At 58.6% G+C, this 17,620-nt stretch carries 15 protein-coding genes; 5 read left to right on the top strand and 10 right to left on the bottom strand.

Going from position 1 to position 17,620, the window contains the following annotated elements:
* Positions 1-25 precede the first annotated feature (25 nt).
* The gene (locus VOI21_RS03700; RefSeq protein WP_323767808.1) at positions 26-187 is read left to right on the top strand and encodes a hypothetical protein; all 162 of its coding nucleotides are present in this window, start codon (positions 26-28) and stop codon (positions 185-187) included.
* Positions 188-225: 38 nt separating this feature from the next.
* Here VOI21_RS03700 and VOI21_RS03695 read toward each other — a convergent pair whose 3' ends face one another.
* Together VOI21_RS03695 and VOI21_RS03690 are read right to left on the bottom strand one after the other, a co-directional pair.
* A complete protein-coding gene (locus VOI21_RS03695) occupies positions 226-1,098 on the bottom strand; it encodes a ribokinase (RefSeq protein ID WP_323767806.1) in 873 nt (290 codons plus the stop codon).
* Positions 1,099-1,149: 51 nt separating this feature from the next.
* Positions 1,150-3,405 carry an NADP-dependent malic enzyme gene (locus VOI21_RS03690; protein ID WP_323767805.1) on the bottom strand — a complete coding sequence of 752 codons (2,256 nt, stop codon included), beginning with the start codon at positions 3,403-3,405 and terminating at the stop codon, positions 1,150-1,152.
* Positions 3,406-3,542: 137 nt separating this feature from the next.
* Between VOI21_RS03690 and mutS the strand changes: the two genes are divergently transcribed.
* Positions 3,543-6,152: a DNA mismatch repair protein MutS gene (gene mutS, locus VOI21_RS03685; protein WP_323768426.1), complete on the top strand. Its 2,610-nt coding sequence runs from the start codon at positions 3,543-3,545 to the stop codon at positions 6,150-6,152.
* A gap of 82 nt (positions 6,153-6,234) precedes the next feature.
* Here mutS and VOI21_RS03680 read toward each other — a convergent pair whose 3' ends face one another.
* Both VOI21_RS03680 and hrcA read right to left on the bottom strand, forming a co-directional pair.
* Positions 6,235-6,798, bottom strand: a complete 564-nt coding sequence (locus VOI21_RS03680) for a nucleotide exchange factor GrpE (RefSeq protein ID WP_323767803.1) — start codon at positions 6,796-6,798, stop codon at positions 6,235-6,237.
* Between the two features lie 11 nt (positions 6,799-6,809).
* Positions 6,810-7,874: a heat-inducible transcriptional repressor HrcA gene (hrcA, locus tag VOI21_RS03675; RefSeq protein ID WP_323767801.1), complete on the bottom strand. Its 1,065-nt coding sequence runs from the start codon at positions 7,872-7,874 to the stop codon at positions 6,810-6,812.
* 112 nt (positions 7,875-7,986) lie between these two features.
* Between hrcA and rph the strand changes: the two genes are divergently transcribed.
* From rph to hemW, 3 genes are read left to right on the top strand one after another with little or no spacing between them, the layout of a single operon-like run.
* Positions 7,987-8,700, top strand: coding sequence for a ribonuclease PH (gene rph, locus VOI21_RS03670; protein ID WP_323767799.1), 714 nt, complete (start codon positions 7,987-7,989; stop codon positions 8,698-8,700).
* Positions 8,700-9,314 carry an RdgB/HAM1 family non-canonical purine NTP pyrophosphatase gene (gene rdgB, locus VOI21_RS03665; protein WP_323767797.1) on the top strand — a complete coding sequence of 205 codons (615 nt, stop codon included), beginning with the start codon at positions 8,700-8,702 and terminating at the stop codon, positions 9,312-9,314. Before rph ends, rdgB begins: the two co-directional genes overlap by 1 nt.
* A gap of 1 nt (position 9,315) precedes the next feature.
* Positions 9,316-10,467 (top strand): radical SAM family heme chaperone HemW, encoded by a 1,152-nt coding sequence (hemW, locus tag VOI21_RS03660; protein WP_323768424.1) that lies wholly within the window; start codon positions 9,316-9,318, stop codon positions 10,465-10,467.
* Positions 10,468-10,471: 4 nt separating this feature from the next.
* On the opposite strand, the gene VOI21_RS03655 is transcribed toward hemW, so the two are convergent.
* From VOI21_RS03655 to rho, 6 genes are read right to left on the bottom strand one after another with little or no spacing between them, the layout of a single operon-like run.
* On the bottom strand, positions 10,472-11,389 hold the full coding sequence (locus VOI21_RS03655; RefSeq protein WP_323767795.1) for a ParB/RepB/Spo0J family partition protein: 918 nt from the start codon (positions 11,387-11,389) through the stop codon (positions 10,472-10,474).
* A 25-nt stretch (positions 11,390-11,414) separates the two neighbouring features.
* Positions 11,415-12,224 carry an AAA family ATPase gene (locus VOI21_RS03650; RefSeq protein WP_323767793.1) on the bottom strand — a complete coding sequence of 270 codons (810 nt, stop codon included), beginning with the start codon at positions 12,222-12,224 and terminating at the stop codon, positions 11,415-11,417.
* On the bottom strand, positions 12,217-12,834 hold the full coding sequence (rsmG, locus tag VOI21_RS03645) for a 16S rRNA (guanine(527)-N(7))-methyltransferase RsmG (protein ID WP_323767790.1): 618 nt from the start codon (positions 12,832-12,834) through the stop codon (positions 12,217-12,219). The genes VOI21_RS03650 and rsmG overlap by 8 nt, the downstream gene beginning before the upstream one ends.
* The gene (gene mnmG / locus VOI21_RS03640) at positions 12,831-14,699 is read right to left on the bottom strand and encodes a tRNA uridine-5-carboxymethylaminomethyl(34) synthesis enzyme MnmG (RefSeq protein WP_323767788.1); all 1,869 of its coding nucleotides are present in this window, start codon (positions 14,697-14,699) and stop codon (positions 12,831-12,833) included. The genes rsmG and mnmG overlap by 4 nt, the downstream gene beginning before the upstream one ends.
* A gap of 12 nt (positions 14,700-14,711) precedes the next feature.
* Complete coding sequence (mnmE, locus tag VOI21_RS03635) at positions 14,712-15,989, bottom strand: tRNA uridine-5-carboxymethylaminomethyl(34) synthesis GTPase MnmE (protein WP_323767786.1); 1,278 nt, start codon at positions 15,987-15,989, stop codon at positions 14,712-14,714.
* A 7-nt stretch (positions 15,990-15,996) separates the two neighbouring features.
* On the bottom strand, positions 15,997-17,268 hold the full coding sequence (gene rho / locus VOI21_RS03630) for a transcription termination factor Rho (protein ID WP_323768422.1): 1,272 nt from the start codon (positions 17,266-17,268) through the stop codon (positions 15,997-15,999).
* Between the last annotated feature and the right edge of the window lie 352 nt (positions 17,269-17,620).

Below are 17,620 nucleotides of genomic sequence, written 5' to 3'. Positions count from 1 at the left end.
AAAACATTTCAGAAGGATTTTGATTATGGCAAATTTTGTACTTTCCGCATTCTCCAACCTCGCCCGCAGCCTTGTCGGGATCGACAGCGTCAGCCGCGGGTCCGGCGCGAATGTGCTTGTCGGTCAGGACGGGTCCGGCAACATGGGCGGTGGCAGCAGCACTGGGAACGACGCTTCGGCGGCGTGAACGGGCTGACAGCGGACGTTTTTGTGCTGTAAGCGTGTTCAGGCGCCAAAGTCCTGAACGTCGCGAAGGTCGGGGATCACATCGGCGGTCCCCTGTCGCGTGACCATGATTGCCCCAGCAATCATCGCTTGCCCGATGGCCTGCGCCATTGGCAGGCCCCGGTCCAGACCGGCGAGGACATAGCCGGTAAAGGTGTCCCCTGCCCCGGTTGTGTCCACCGGTGTCACCTTAACCGCTGGAAAGTCCTGCGTCTGGCCGGTGTCGGTGTTGTGCCAGCGCGCGCCATCGCCGCCCAGTGTCACGATCACATCCCGCACCGGCAATGCCTCGGGCGCAAGGCCGGTGGCCTCTTGCAGTTGTCTGGCTTCGACCTCGTTCAGGAACAACATATCCAGCAGCGGCATTACTGCCTGAACCGCCTGTGCATCAAAGGGCGCTGCCGCATAGGCTACGCGCAATCCCTTGGCCGATGCCAGTTCCACCGCTTCGCGTTGGCCGTTGGTTTCGTTCTGCGTCAGGAAGATGTCGGTAGATTTCGCATCCCGCAGGGCAGCGGAAATATGATCTTCCGGAATGGCTTGATTGGCCCCGGGATAGAGGATGATGTTGTTTTCACCCGCGTCGTCTATGGCGATCAGTGCATTGCCCGTGTCCGTGGATACAGAGAGTATAAACTGCGTATACACTCCGTATACCATCAGGCGTTCAACGGCCCAACCGCCGTCTGGCCCAACCGCCCCGATATGCACACAGCGGGCCGCCGCGCGTGCGGCGGCGACAGACATGTTGGCACCCTTGCCGCCCAGACCGCGCTGAAAGGACCGCGCGGCCAGCGTTTCACCGGGTCCGGGCAAATGCGGCACGCGGTAAAACAGATCCGCGTTGATCGAGCCAAGATTGAAGATCGTCATGTCGTTTCTTCTCTGTGCAAATACCCGATTGCCACGCCTGACCGCCCTGCCCTAGCTGATCTTGGCGGCGGCCAGCACCGCCATGTTCAGGATGTCATTGGCGGTCATAGAGGTTGAACAGATCTGGATCGACTCGTCGACCCCGGCAAGGATCGGACCAATCACCGTGGCCCCGGCCATCTCCTGCATCAGCTTGACAGAAATCGAGGCGGAGTGTCGCGCCGGAACAACCAGAATGTTGGCCGGTCCCGTCAAACGCTGGAAAGGATAGCTTTCCTGCGCCTTGACGTTCAGAGCCACATCTACCGTCATCTCTCCCTCATATTCAAAGTTCACCCCGCGCCGGTCCAGCACGCGCGGCGCGACGTGCATCTTTTCAGCCCGCTCTGAAACCGGGTAGCCGAAGGTGGAAAAGCTGACAAAGGCCACGCGCGGTTCCAGCCCAAGGTGCCGCGCGACACCGGCGGCGCGTTCGGCGATGGTGGCCAAATCCTCTTCGTCCGGCCATTCATGCACCAGCGTGTCAGAGATCAGAACGATACGCCCCTTGTGCAACAGCGCCGTCACCCCCGCTGCGCCATGCGCCGCGTCGGCGTCAAAGACGTGGTTGACCAGTTGCATCACATGCGCCGATTTCCGCGTTGCCCCGGTGACCAGCCCGTCGCCATGGCCATGCGCCAGCATCAGCGCGGCAAAAACGTGCCGGTCGCGCGCGGCAAGGCGGTGAATGTCCTGACGGTCCATGCCTTTGCGCTGCAGCCGCTCATAGAGGAAATCCTTATAGGACTGCAGGTGTCGCGTGTTGGCGGCATTCACCACCTCCAGTTCGCGCACGGCGTCATGCAGGCCCGCCTCTTCGAGCTTTTGTTTCACATCCGCCTCACGACCGACAACCGTCGCCTTGCCCAGACCTGACCGTTGATACATGACCGCCGCGCGCAGCACGCGCGGGTCATCACCCTCGGCAAAGATCATCCGCGCCTGTGCGGCGCGCGCACGGCTGTTGATCGACCGCAGAATAGAGGCGGTCGGATCCATGCGGGTTTTCAGATTGTGCTCATAAGCCTCGATATCGACGATGGGCCGCCGGGCGGCTCCTGTCGCCATACCCGCCTTTGCCACGGCGGGCGGAATGCGGTGGATAAGGCGCGGATCAAAGGGTGTCGGAATGATGTAGTCGCGGCCAAAGGTCAGCGATTTGCCGTAGGCCAGCGCTACCTCGTCCGGCACGTCCTCACGCGCCAGTTCGGCAAGCGCCTGCGCGCAGGCGATCTTCATCTCGTCGTTGATGGCCCGGGCGTGGATATCCAGCGCGCCCCGGAACAGATAGGGAAATCCAAGGACGTTGTTGACCTGGTTCGGATAATCGCTTCGCCCGGTGGCGACGATGGCATCCACGCGGACCTCATGCGCCTCTTCGGGGGTAATCTCGGGGTCCGGGTTCGCCATGGCAAAGATCACCGGGTTGTCGGCCATGCTGGCGACCATGTCCTGCGTCACGGCTCCCTTGGCGGAGACCCCCAGAAACACATCCGCCTGCACCATCGCCTCTTCGAGCGTACGCAGTTCGGTGGTGATCGCGTGGGCGGATTTCCACTGGTTCATGCCCTCGGTACGGCCCTGATAGATCACACCCTTGGTGTCGCAGATCACGCAGTTCTCATGCCGCGCGCCCATGCGTTTGAGCAGTTCGATACAGGCAATGCCCGCCGCCCCTGCCCCGTTCAGCACGATTTTCACATCCTCGATCTTTTTGCCCGAGATGTGCAGCGCATTCAGCAACCCGGCCGCACAGATCACCGCCGTGCCGTGCTGGTCATCGTGGAAGACCGGAATATCCATCTCTTCCTTGAGCCGCTGCTCAATGATGAAACACTCGGGCGCCTTGATGTCCTCAAGGTTGATGCCGCCGAACGTTGGGCCCATCAGCCTGACCGCCTTGCAGAATTCGTCCGGGTCTTCGGTGTCCAGTTCGATATCGATGCTGTTCACGTCGGCAAAGCGTTTGAAGAGCACCGATTTGCCCTCCATCACTGGTTTGGACCCCAGCGCGCCAAGATTGCCGAGGCCCAGCACAGCGGTCCCGTTCGAGATCACGGCCACAAGGTTGCCCTTGTTGGTATAGTCGTAGGCCAGTTCGGGATTGGCAGCGATATCCTCACAGGGCACGGCAACGCCCGGCGAATAGGCAAGGCTGAGGTCGCGCTGCGTGGTCATCGGGACGGTGGCCTGCACCTCCCATTTGCCCGGCGTCGGCTCCAGGTGGAAGGCAAGTGCCTCTTCACGGGTGAATCTGGCTTTGGACATGTCCCCTCCATCCGGCAGAATTTGCGGTTTTCCCCGCGCTTTGACAGCCTTAATGTCACGCGAAATCGTCGGGGGAAAGCTACGTGAGCGCTAACAAGTCGGGAAAGGGTGCGTCTGGGGACACGCCCGTCACGCCAATGATGGCCCAGTACCTTGAGATCAAGGCTGGCTACCCCGATGCGCTGCTGTTTTACCGCATGGGCGACTTCTACGAGATGTTCTTTGACGATGCGGTGGCGGCCAGTGCGGCGCTGGATATTGCGCTGACGAAACGTGGCAAACATGCGGGCGATGACATCCCCATGTGCGGGGTCCCGGTGCATTCCGCAGAGGGCTATCTGCTGACGCTGATCCGCAAGGGATTCCGCGTCGCTGTGGGTGAACAGTTAGAAAGCCCTGAAGAGGCCAAAAAGCGCGGGTCGAAATCGGTTGTAAAGCGTGACGTGGTGCGGCTGGTCACACCCGGCACCCTGACCGAGGAATCCTTGCTGGAGGCACGTAGGCACAACTACCTCGCCGCGCTTGGCAATGTGCGCGACGACTGGGCGCTGGCATGGGCGGATATCTCAACCGGCGCGTTTCACGTGATGCCTTTGGGACGCGCCCGGATCGGCGCGGAACTGGCCAGACTGGCCCCGTCCGAAGTGCTGGCCTCTGAGGGGGTCGAAGAGACATTGCGTGAGGTGCTGACCGATCTGGGGTTGGACGCGACCGTGCTGGGCGCGGCGTCGTTTGAGTCAGGTGCGGCAGAGGCCCGGCTGTCGGCACTGTTCAAGGTTCAGTCATTGGCCGGGTTCGGGACATTCGCGCGGGCGGAACTGTCTGCGATGGGCGCGCTGGTCGACTATCTGGACATTACGCAGAAAGGACGGTTGCCGATCCTGCGTCCGCCGCGTCAGGAACAGGTTTCGCGCATCTTGCAGATTGACGCGGCCACGCGGCGCAACCTTGAACTGACCGAAAGCCTGCAAGGCGGGCGGGCAGGGTCGTTGTTGTCGGTGATTGACCTGACGGTGACCTCTGCCGGTGCACGCCTGCTGGAACGGCGCGTTTCGTCGCCCTCACGCGATCTGGCGGTGGTGCAGGAACGGCTGGAGGCGGTCAGTTGGGGTGTCGAAGTTTCAATGACCGACGCCTTGCGGGATGCATTGAAAAGCGTGCCGGATGTGGATCGCGCGCTGTCGCGGCTGGGTCTGGACCGGGGTGGGCCGCGTGACCTGTCTGCCGTGCGAGCGGCGCTGGGGCAGGCGGGTGTGATCTCTGCCCGTTTGGCTGGCATGGACCTGCCCGACCTGTTGGGACGCTCCGTTGAGGCGCTGACCGGGCAAGACGACCTGTTGGACCTGCTTGATACCGCATTGATCGCCGAACCGGGACTGCGCGTCAGCGATGGTGGCTTTGTCGCGACCGGCTATGATACCGCGCTGGACGAGGCGCGGACCTTGCGGGACGAGGGCAGGGGCGTGATTGCCCGGATGCAGGGGGACTACGCCCAGGAAACCGGCGTCACATCGTTGAAGATCAAACATAACAACGTGTTAGGGTATTTCATCGAAACAACCGCCGTCCACGCGGAAAAGATGTTTGCGCTGTCGGACCGGTTTATCCATCGCCAGACAACGGCAAATCAGGTGCGGTTCACCACGGTCGAACTTAACGAGTTGGAGCGGCGCATCCTGAATGCCGGCAATGAGGCGCTGGAAATCGAGCGCCGCATCTTTGAGGAGCTGCGGCAAGCCATCCTGAGCGCAGCGCCGGTGCTGTCCGACCTAGCGCTTGGGCTGGCAGAAATTGACCTGTCGTTGGGGTTGGCGGAACTGGCGCGCCAACGCGACTGGTGCCGCCCAACCGTGGACGATAGCCGTGCCTTTGCCGTGTGCGGCGGGCGGCATCCTGTGGTCGAGGCCGCACTTGCCGCCAGCGGTACGCCCTTCATCGCCAATGACTGCAAACTGAGCGCGGAGGGGCAGGGCGCGGCTGTCACCTTGCTGACCGGTCCGAACATGGCGGGTAAGTCGACCTATCTGCGGCAGAACGCGCTGATCGCGCTGTTGGCGCAGATGGGGTCCTTTGTACCCGCGCAATCGGCGCATGTGGGTCTTGTCAGTCAGATCTTTAGCCGGGTGGGTGCCAGTGACGATCTTGCCCGCGGGCGATCCACCTTCATGGTTGAAATGGTCGAAACCGCTGCCATCCTGAATCAGGCCGACGATCGTGCTCTGGTAATTCTTGATGAGATCGGACGCGGCACGGCGACCTATGATGGCCTGTCCATCGCTTGGGCCACGCTGGAACATTTGCAGGCCGTCAACCGGGTGCGAGGTCTGTTTGCCACGCATTACCATGAGCTTACCGCCTTGGCCGGCAAGCTGGAGGGCGTCACCAACGCCACCGTGGCGGTCAAGGAATGGGACAATGAGGTCATTTTCCTGCACGAGGTTCACGCCGGTGCCGCAGACCGGTCCTATGGCGTGCAGGTGGCGCAACTGGCCGGGTTGCCCGCACCAGTTATCACCCGCGCGCGCGCCGTGTTGGAAGCGCTGGAAAAGGGGGAGCGTGAGCGCACCTCACCAAAGGCGTTGATTGACGATCTGCCGCTGTTTTCGGCCGCCGCCCGAGTGCCAGAGCCTGTGGTTTCACGAGAAACATCTGCGGTAGAAGAAAAACTGCGCGAAATATTGCCTGATGATCTGTCACCGCGCGAGGCCTTGCAGGCGCTTTATGATCTCAAAGGTCTGCTGGGTTAGTGCCGCCGAACGGTGCGTTACTCCCAAACAGCAAAACGGGCGCCAATGGCGCCCGGTGCAGGGTTGGGTGAATCCCCGACGTTCAGGTTGCGGGCATTGAGCTGACACCGACCTGTGCGGGACGCAGCAGGCGGTCGTACAGCATGAACCCCTCTGCCGAGACCTGAATGATGTCGCCGGCCTTGGTGCCGGGCAGAGGTGCCTCAAACATGGCCTCATGCTCTTGCGGGTCGAAACGGTCACCGACCTTGGGGACGATGCGTGTCACACCGTGTCGCTCAAACACCTTGAGCAGTTCCTTCAGCGTCAACTCGACCCCTTCGACCAACGGGCCAGAGGCCTGAGCGCCATTCTCCTGTGCCGCGGCAAGCGCACGGTTGAGGTTGTCATAAACCGGCAGCAGGTCGCGCGCGATGCGGGTACCGCCATAGGCCTGTGCCTCACGCCGGTCCTTTTCGGCGCGCTTACGGGTGTTCTCTGCGTCCGCGAGGGCGCGCATGAACTTGTCCTTGAAGTCGTCCCGCTCTGCGCGCAACTCATCTATTGCGAGGGCCACGTCGTCGATTTCCTCGTTCAGGTCGGCCTGCTCTTCATCGGCGGCCGCATCGATATCGTCGAGAAAATCATCCTTTTTCGGGTCTGCCATGCCTTCTACCTTTAACTCCGGTCGGCGATCATTCGGCCAACCAGTTGAGCCGTGTAATCCACGATCGGAACGATCCGACCATAATTCAGGCGTGTCGGTCCGATCACGCCCACCGCACCAATGATCTTTCGGTCCGCGTTCATATATGGAGACACCACCAGAGAGGAACCCGAAAGTGAGAAAAGTTTGTTCTCGGACCCGATAAAAATGCGCACGCCTTCGCCTTCGTCCGCGAGTTCGAGGAATTCGGCGATGTCGCGCTTGCGCTCAAGGTCGTCAAACAGGCTGCGGATTCGGTCCAGTTCTTCCTGAGCGGAGTCCTCTTCGAGCAGATTTGCACGCCCACGCACGATCAGACGCTCGGCGCTGTCGCCCTGACCGTCCCAGACGGCGATGCCGGCGTCGATCAGGTCGGCGGCCAACCCATCGATCTCACGCCGGCGGCGCGAGATTTCCGACTGCATGGTCTTGCGCAATTCACTGAGAGTGCGGCCCTCGACCAGCGCATTGGTAAAGTTCGCGGCCTCACGCATCGCACTGGGGGTCAGGCCCGGGGGTGGGGTAAAGACGCGGTTTTCCACGTGGCCATCGGCAAAGACGATGACCACCAGCGCCCGGTCCCGCGCGAGGCTGACAAATTCGATATGTTTGAGCGGGGCCTCATGTTTTGGTGACAAAACCAGTGACGCGCCATGTGTGACCCCCGACAGCGCCGACCCGACCGCGTCCAGAAGGCCGGACACATCGCCAGCGTTTCGGCCCAGTGTGGCGTCCAGCTTTTCCCGGTCGTGGTGATCCAGATCGCGCACTTCCAACAGGCTGTCGACAAACATCCTGAGGCCAAGCTGCGTCGGGATACGCCCCGCCGAGACATGCGGGCTGTCAAGGAGGCCAAGATATTCAAGGTCCTGCATCACGTTGCGAATTGTCGCTGCCGACACCTTTTCCGATAGCGTGCGGGTCAGCGACCGCGACCCGACCGGATCGCCGCTGGACAGATAGCCCTCGACCACGCGGCGAAACACCTCGCGCGAGCGGTCGTTCATCTGTGACAGGAGTTCGCTTGCCTCAGTCATCACCTTGCCCTTGTAAGTGCCATTAAAGAGCGCGTGGCCGGAACGTCAATCGGGGTTGCATATCCGGGGTTCGGCTGTCTATCCCGGGCATGACCAGCAAAGGGGACATACCATGCGACCGTCAGGACGTGATCTAAGCGAAATGCGCGCCGTTTCAATCGAAACGGGTGTGACAAAGCATGCCGAAGGATCGTGCATGATCCGGATGGGCGACACGCATGTGCTGTGCACCGCGTCGCTGGAAGAGCGCGTGCCGCCATTCATAAAAGGCTCTGGCCAGGGCTGGGTGACGGCGGAGTATGGCATGTTGCCACGGTCGACCTCGACCCGGATGCGACGCGAGGCGCAAGCAGGCAAGCAGGGCGGTCGCACGGTCGAGATTCAGCGTCTGATCGGGCGCGCACTACGCGCCGGTGTGGACCGTAACGCCTTGGGAGAGCGGCAGATTACCGTGGATTGCGATGTGATTCAGGCCGATGGCGGCACCCGCTGTGCCGCTATCACCGGCGGTTGGGTTGCGCTGCGTCTGGCGGTCAACAAGCTGTTGAAAGCCGGGGACATCGTGAGCGATCCGCTGATTTCCGAAATCGCTGCCGTCAGCTGTGGACTTTATGCCGGTCAGCCGGTGCTAGATCTGGATTACCCCGAGGATTCAGAGGCTGGTGTCGACGGGAACTTTATCCTGCGCGCCGATGGCCGTCTGATCGAGGTGCAGATGAGCGCCGAAGGGGCCACCTTTTCCCGCGATGAGATGGGCAAACTGATGGATCTCGCCGAAAAAGGCGTAGGCGAACTGGTTGCGGCACAGCGGGCGGCGGTTGGCTGATGCGACGATTTACCGGGGATCGGCTGCTTGTCGCGACGCATAATCGCGGCAAGCTGGAGGAAATGTCCCATCTGCTGGCGCCATACGGCGTAACTTGCGTGGGTGCCGCCGAGATGAATTTGCCGGAACCGGAAGAAACCGGGACGACCTTTGTCGAGAATGCACGCATCAAGGCCCATGCTGCGGCAAAAGCCACGGGGTTGCCCGCGCTTTCCGATGACTCCGGCATAGAGATTGACGCCTTGGGCAAGGCTCCGGGTGTTTATACCGCAGATTGGGCTGAAACCGGGTCTGGGCGAGATTTTGTGATGGCAATGGAAAAGTCCCACAAAATGTTGCTTGACACAGGTGCGCCTGAGCCTTGGACAGCGCGGTTTTGTTGTACGCTTGTCTTGGCTTGGCCGGATGGCGAGGATGCTGTTTTCCCCGGTGTGATGGAGGGCAGGGTGGTTTGGCCCATGCGCGGATCGCAAGGCCACGGCTATGATCCGATATTTCAACCCCAAGGCTATGACGTGACCTTTGGCGAGATGGATCGCTGGGAAAAGAACCAGATTTCGCATCGCGCGGATGCCTTCCGCAAGTTTGTGGCCGGATGTTTTGACCCGGACTAACTTGGAAAACTGGCAGATCGGCGGGTTCGGGCTGTATGTTCACTGGCCGTTTTGCGAGGCCAAATGCCCGTATTGCGACTTTAACAGCCATGTCGTATCGCGCATCGATCAACGTCGCTGGGCGCTTGCGCTGGCGGATGAGGTTCGGCGGGCCGGGGCGGAGACGTCTGATCGTGTGTTGGGATCGATCTTTTTCGGGGGCGGCACACCATCTTTGATGGAACCTGAGACCGTTTCTGCGGTGATCGAGGCCGCGCGAGAATGCTGGACCTTTGCCAATGACATTGAGATCACGCTGGAAGCCAATCCAAGGTCGGTCGAGGCAGGTCGATTTGAAGGATATGCGCGGGCCGGGGTGAACAGGGTGTCACTGGGCGTTCAGGCGTTGCGCGCACCAGACCTGAAGCGTTTAGGCCGTCTGCACAATGTCGAAGAGGCAAAAGCTGCCTTTGATGTGGCCCGATCCGTGTTCGGCCGCGTGAGTTTTGACCTGATCTATGCACGCCAGAATCAAACGCTGGAGGATTGGCGGAGAGAGTTGGGGGAAGCCCTGGAAATGGCCGTAGATCATCTGTCGCTATACCAGTTGACAGTCGAAGAGGGCACGGCCTTTTGGGACCGAGCCCGGGCCGGAGGGTTGCGGGGACTGCCCGGTGAAGACCTTGCCGCTGATATGTACGAGCTCACACAAGAACTGTGTTCTGCAGCGGGCTATGAAGCCTATGAGGTGTCCAACCACGCACTGCCCGGCGCGCAATCCCGGCACAACCTGATCTATTGGCGCTATGGGGACTGGCTGGGTGTTGGTCCGGGCGCGCATGGACGGATAGGAACGGCGGAACAGCGACAGGCCACCGTCGCCTGGCGGCAGCCCGTTCGTTGGTTGGAACAGGCCGAGGCTGGAACAGGGCTGGAAAGCCGGATATCGTTGGATCTGACTGATCAGGCTGGAGAGTACCTCATGATGGGGTTGCGTATGGATGAAGGTCTAGATGTAGACCGCCTACATAGACTCGATCCAGTCATGGCCTCCCCGCAAGCCATTGCCGAGATGCAAACGCTTGGCCTTGTGACACTCACGGGACCAACGTTACAGACCACCGCCAAAGGGCGGTTGGTCCTGAACTCAGTGGTTGCGGCGTTGATGCCTTGAAGGTTCAGCGCGCGGCGCTGAGAATTCCGCAAAGCGCGTCAAGATGCTCTAGCGTGTCGTAAGAGATCGTGACCCGGCCCGCATCCTGGCCCGGCTGATGATCAATCCGGACTTTCATCCCCAAAGCGGCGCTAAGATCACCTTCGAGCGCACGCGTGTCCGCGTCCTTGTCCATCTCAAAACCGCCGCTGGGGGCTTTTTTACGCGGTTTGCTTTCTGTCGACCCTTGTTTGACAAGTTTTTCCGTGTCCCGAACGGAAAGACCTTTGGCCACAACGGTCTCTGCGAGAGATTCCGGGTTTGGAGATGTGATGAGAGCGCGGGCGTGTCCGGCACTGAGACGTCCCTCGGAGACGTGCTCTTGGATCGCATCAGGCAGGTTCAGCAACCGCATGAGATTTGCGATATGGCTGCGGCTTTTGCCAAGGGCCTCTGCCAGTTTTTCCTGCGTGTGGCCGAACTTGAACATCAACTGCTTGTAGCCTGCTGCTTCTTCGATGGCATTCAGATCGGCGCGTTGAATGTTTTCGATAATGGCGACTTCGAGGACTTCGGTGTCATCAAAATCCCGTACAAGCACCGGAACTTCATGCTGTTGCGCCATCTGAGCCGCCCGCCAGCGACGCTCGCCAGCGACGATTTCGAACTTGTCAGAATCGTGCGGTGAGGGCCGCACGATCAACGGTTGCAGAACGCCCTTTGTTCGGATCGAAGCTGCAAGTTCGTCCAGTTGAGGCTGGGTGAATGTACGGCGCGGCTGATCAGGGTTCGGGATCAGCGATTCGATCGGAAGCATCCGATCCGGGCGGCGCGAGCCGTCCGATTGAGTCGGGGCCTCTTGCGCCGGTGCCACATCAGCCATCAGTGCCGACAAACCGCGTCCTAAGCCGCGTCGTGTGTCTTTCTTGGGTTTTTCAGACATGCCTGTCCTCTTGCTGTGCTGCGGGTCAGGCCGCGCGTTGGTCGTTTTTCTTCACCAGTTCTGCGGCCAACGCCCGATAGGCCTGCGCCCCTTTGGACGACGTATCATAAGCCAGAACAGGGAGCGCGTATGAGGGCGCTTCGGACACGCGGACGTTTCTCGGAATGACGGTGGTGAACACCAGATCGCCAAGGTTCGCACGGGCATCCGCCTCTACATGTTGCGATAGGTTGTTTCGCGCATCATACATTGTGAGAACAATGCCTTCTATCCTCAGCGCGGGGTTGGCGCTTTGGCGGACTTCACGGATTGTCAGCATGAGTTGAGACAAACCCTCAAGCGCGAAAAATTCACTTTGCAGAGGAACAAGGACAGAGTGTGCCGCAACCATGGCGTTTACCGTCAAAAGGTTCAGGGAAGGCGGACAATCCACAAGGATTACATCGAAACCGTAGCTATCCAAAGCCGGTTGGCGGAGCGCGTCATGCAACAGAAAGCTGCGCTTTTCGTTGGAATAGAGTTCAATATCCGCGGAGCTGAGGTCAACGGTGGCCGGAATCAGTGACAAATTCTCGGTCGATGTCGGCAGAATAACATCCGTGACAGCGACATCGCCCAATAAGAGGTCGTAGGTCGTGTATTCACGATCCTCTGTTTCGACTCCAAGACCAGTCGACGCATTCCCCTGTGGATCAAGATCAACGACGAGCACTTTTTGCCCCTGTTCGCAAAGCGCAGCCCCGAGGTTAATTGTGGTCGTGGTCTTTCCGACACCGCCTTTCTGGTTCGCGATGGCGATGATTCTAGGACCCGGGGGGCGTGTCGGATCAGACATGAACGAGGTCTCCGATTTCCAAGACTACAGCGTTTGGATTTGATTTACTTGTATGCGGGGTGCAGGAGAATTGCCATCGGGTCCGTGCATCTTCGACCTCTTTTCCCCAGTTTTCGCCCTTCATAATCAAGGCTGTTCCCGATGGGCACATATGGCGTGCCGAGAATTCGAGCAATTTCGGCAATGGGGCGAGAGCACGAGCGGAAAGGGTGGTCGCTGCCTGTGGCGGTGCCTCTTCGATCCGCTGCGCAAGCACTTTGGCTGTTAGGCCAGTTTCTCTGATGACAGTTCTGAGGAAAGTCGCCTTTCGCGTGTCTGATTCGATTAGGGTCACATGTTTTTCAGGGGCGGTTTCCGCTTTCAGTATGGCAACGACGAGGCCCGGAAACCCTCCGCCGCTGCCAAGATCGACCCAAATCCCTGTCGGATCAGTATCAAACGCAGCTATCTGGGCCGAATCAAGAAAATGGCGTTGCACCGCCTGTTTCAACGTAGACTTCGCTACCAAGTTAATGTGGGGGTTCCACTTTTCGAGCAGGGTCAGATAACGTGTCAAACGCTCTAATGTTTCACGTGAAACATCACATCCCAAATTTTCCGACGTAATCATACAGCATCTTTACGCACGAACTGACGGATCTTTGCCAAGATCAACGTCAGAGCAGCAGGAGTCATGCCGTCAATCCGGCTTGCCTGCGCAATAGATTCCGGCCGGATTTTGACAAGCTTGCACTTGAGTTCATTGGATAAACCCGGAAGAACGTCAAAATCAAAACCCGTTGGGATTTGTACAGCCTCATCCTTCTTCAGAACAGCTACGTCACGAGCTTGGCGGTCGATATAGTTGGCATACAATGCTTCCCGCTCTAACTGCCGAGCCGTGACATCATCGATATCCGAAAGGGCTGGATCCAGCTGAGCAACAGTCTCAAAGGTAACATCCTTGAATGAAAGCAGTTGAAAGGCGGACCTCCGCGTACCATCCAAATTTACATTCACGCCCGATTTGCGTACTTCACTTGGCGAAAACTGCGCTTCTTCAAGACGCCCGCGCGCCTCGTTCAACGCAGCGATTTTTGTCTCAAAGTGATCCTGCCGCAATGGCGAAACTGTCCCCAAGGATATTGCCTTTGGCGTCAGGCGCTGATCTGCATTATCGGCCCGAAGGGACAGACGAAACTCTGCTCGACTTGTAAACATGCGGTACGGTTCACTAACACCACGTGTCGTCAAGTCATCCAACATGACGCCGATATAGCTATCGGTTCGGGAAAACCGCACCGGATCGCGACCCAACGCAACAGCCCCAGCGTTCAAGCCAGCGACGAGACCCTGCGCAGCGGCCTCTTCGTACCCCGTGGTTCCGTTAATCTGTCCCGCCAAGTAGAGACCCTTCACATCTCTAATCGCCAGCGTTGCGGCCAGCGCCCTGGGGTCCACATAGTCATATTCAATCGCGTACCCAGGCTGCAAGATGTCGACAGACTCGAGACCAGGGATGCTCCGGACATAAGCCTCCTGGATATCTTCGGGCAGTGAGGTCGATATGCCGTTTGGATAAATTGTCGGATCATCCAAGCCTTCAGGCTCCAAAAAGACCTGATGCGATGTTTTATCAGCGAACCGAACCACTTTGTCCTCAATCGAGGGGCAATAACGCGGGCCAACGCCCTCGATATGTCCGCCATACATAGCGGACCGCTTTAGGTTGTCACGAATGATTTCATGTGTCTTTTCAGTCGTATGGGTAATACCGCAAGAGACCTGATGAGCCAAAGGTCGACGTGACAAGAAAGAAAACATCACCGGATCATCATCGCCCGGTTGCATATCCAAACCGCTCCAGTCAATCGTCCGTCCATCCAAACGGGGAGGGGTCCCAGTTTTAAGTCGACCAGTCGGCAAGTTCATTTCACGGATTCGATCCGCCAGTCGAACCGACGGCCTGTCGCCCATTCGACCACCGGGGCGCTGCTTGTCACCAATATGAATGACGCCGCGCAGAAAGGTGCCACTTGTCAGCACAACCGCCGCCGCTCTGATATGGATATCGTCAGCCAGGACAACGCCGACAACGGTGTCGCCCTCAAGGAGGAAATCGACAACCTCCCCCTCAATCACTGTCAGGTTTGGTGTATTTGAGATTTCGGCCTGCATCGCTCTTGCATAGATCTTTCGGTCCGCCTGAGCGCGCGGTCCTTGCACGGCAGGGCCTTTGCGCCGATTCAACAACCGAAATTGGATACCAGCCGCGTCAGCGATACGCCCCATGATGCCATCCATCGCATCGATTTCCCGGACTAAATGGCCTTTTCCCAAACCACCTATTGCTGGGTTGCAGGACATGACCCCAAGATCTGCGAGCCGTAAGGTGACGAGAACTGTCTGGGCACCCATACGCGCAGACGCCGCGGCGGCCTCTGTCCCGGCGTGACCTCCGCCGACAACTACAACATCAAAGCAGCGATGTTTCACGTGAAACACTCCTTACTTCCCGATGCAAAAACTCGAGAAGATCTGATCCAGAACATGTTCGACATCCACGTGCCCTATCAAGCGTTCCAGAGCTCGCAGGGCAATACGGACCTCTTCGCTCGTGATATCGTACAGATCCAGTCCATCGTCCAACAGATCACGCGCCTTTTCCAGATGGGACAGTCCATCGGATAAAGCAACCCTGTGCCGCTCACGCGAGGCAAGTCCAGCGCCTTGAACGACACCTGATAATCGCGTTTCGATCGAATCTAGCAATTCAGGGACACCTTGCCCGGTCAAACCGGAAACACCATCGTCTCCAAAATCGCATTTCGCTGTAACAACGATATCATTATCGACGACTTTCAAGAGAGGAGAATCCCCCTCTGGAACCAGATGTACGCGCAAATCTGCCGATGCTGCCCGTTCCCGGGCTCGCTCCACCCCGATGCGCTCAACATGATCTTCACTGTCACGGAGCCCGGCCGTGTCCAACAACGTCACGGCAAGCCCGCCTATCTCCATCCGAACTTCGATCACGTCTCGGGTTGTTCCGGCAACGTCTGACGTAATCGCAGCTTCTCTCCCCGCGAGATAGTTCAACAATGTGGATTTCCCGGCATTAGGTGGACCGACAATTGCAACCTCTAGCCCAAGCCGCAACCGTTCCGCCGACGCCATCCCGCGAAGCTCATTCCGCACTTCTGAACAAACCGCATCAAGCAATTCACGCACATCGTCGGACACATCAACCGGAACGTCTTCATCTGCAAAATCAATAGTTGCTTCCAGCAAAGAGGCTGCTCGCAATATCTGATCCCGCCAGCCCGCCACGCGGCGGCCAAGGGCACCAGTCAACAGCCGCAAAGCGTGACGCCGCTGCTGTTCTGTCTCTGCTTCAATAAGGTCCGCCAAGGCTTCCACTTGGCTCAGATCCAGTCGCTGGTTATCCAACGCGCGCCGTGTAAATTCCCCGGGTTCCGCGCTCCGCAACCCATCCATCTCGCCCAGAACCCGCAACAGGGCCTGAACCACGGCCACACTGCCGTGCACTTGAAACTCGGCCACCTGTTCACCGGTAAAACTGGCGCCCGCCGCAAAGACCAGCACCAGCGCCTCATCCAGAAAGTCACCGTCTGGCGTGACGAGTTTGCGGACCGATGCCACACGCGGCTCCGGCACGGTTCCGGCCAGCTTTTCTACCGCACTCCAGGCTTCGGGCCCTGACACGCGGACCACAGACACCCCCGCCTTCCCGGCGGCGCTGGCCAGGGCAAAGATGGTCTCCATGGCGTGATCAGCTGTTCATCGAATCAAAGAATTCGGAGTTGGTCTTGGTTTGTTTCAACTTCGAGATCAGGAATTCGACCGCATCCGTGGTCCCCATCGGGTTCAGGATTCGCCGCAGCACAAAGGTTTTCTGCAGATCAATCTTGTCCACCAACAGTTCCTCTTTCCGAGTGCCGGACTTGAGAATATCCAAAGCCGGGAAGACCCGCTTGTCCGCAACCTTGCGGTCCAGAACGATCTCGCTGTTGCCCGTGCCTTTGAATTCTTCAAAGATCACTTCGTCCATCCGCGACCCTGTATCGATCAGGGCCGTCGCGATGATCGTCAAGGAACCGCCTTCTTCGATGTTCCGCGCCGCGCCGAAGAACCGTTTAGGCCTCTGCAGCGCATTGGCATCGACACCACCGGTAAGAACCTTCCCGGAAGACGGCACCACTGTATTGAAAGCTCTACCAAGTCTTGTGATAGAGTCCAAAAGAATCACAACATCTCGCTTATGTTCAACCAGTCGTTTGGCCTTTTCGATCACCATTTCAGAAACGGCAACGTGCCGCGTCGCAGGTTCATCAAAGGTCGAAGAGATCACTTCGCCCTTTACCGACCGCTGCATGTCAGTGACTTCTTCAGGCCGTTCATCGATCAGCAGAACGATCAGATAGCATTCAGGGTGGTTCTTCTCGATTGAATTGGCGATGTTCTGCAAGAGTACCGTTTTACCCGTCCGCGGCGGCGCCACGATCAACGACCGCTGGCCTTTGCCAATCGGCGCGACAAGATCGATAATTCGGGCAGACCGATCCCGGATCGTCGGATCCTCGATCTCCATCTTCAGACGCTCATCCGGATAAAGCGGGGTCAGGTTGTCAAAGGCGATCTTGTGCTTTGCCTTCTCCGGCTCCTGAAAATTGATCTCTTCCACGGAAACCAGCGCAAAATACCGTTCTTCCCCGTCCGGAGCCCGCATTTCTCCTTGGATCGAATCCCCGGTCCGAAGTGAGTACTTTCGGATCATCTCTGGAGAAACATAGATATCGTCAGGGCCCGGCAGATAGTTCGCCTCAGGCGACCGCAGAAACCCAAACCCGTCTTGAAGAACCTCCAACACGCCATCACCAAAGATGACCCAGCCCTCATCCGCGCGTTCACGCAGGATCTGGAACATCATTTCGCCCTTCCGCATGGTCGAGGCGTTTTCGATTTCCAGATCCTCGGCCATCGCCAAGAGGTCCTTCGGGCTTTGCGCCTTCAGATCGGACAGGTTAAGCTTTTCTTCGCTCATGGCACATACGGTGAGGCCCAAGGGCTCACTCATCCTTTATCTAGCGGGGAAACTGCCTCCGGACGAAGGCAGGGCTGGCGTAACGCATTCGCCGGGGGCGCGTCAATGAACTTCGCATACGTCGCCCTAGGACGGCCCTTCTCTTAAAGAAATAGAAAAAAGAAAAGGATTATGAAGTCTTAGTGACAGGTTTTTCTGGGGATTATCCTGATACCCACAGAGTCACAAACAGCGCAGGACTGTCTGGAAAACTCTGGGGTTTGTTCTCAGATAGTTCAGGTGAAATTATGAATTATCTATTAACTTCATAATCTTAACCTACCATTTTTCGTCACAGTCAGAGCGGGATAAC

Origin of the sequence: Antarctobacter sp. (assembly GCF_034670325.1) — a bacterium.
GTDB lineage: Bacteria > Pseudomonadota > Alphaproteobacteria > Rhodobacterales > Rhodobacteraceae > Antarctobacter.
The sequence above is the reverse complement of the archived record's forward strand: the minus strand, read 5'-3'. Positions and strand labels throughout refer to the sequence as shown.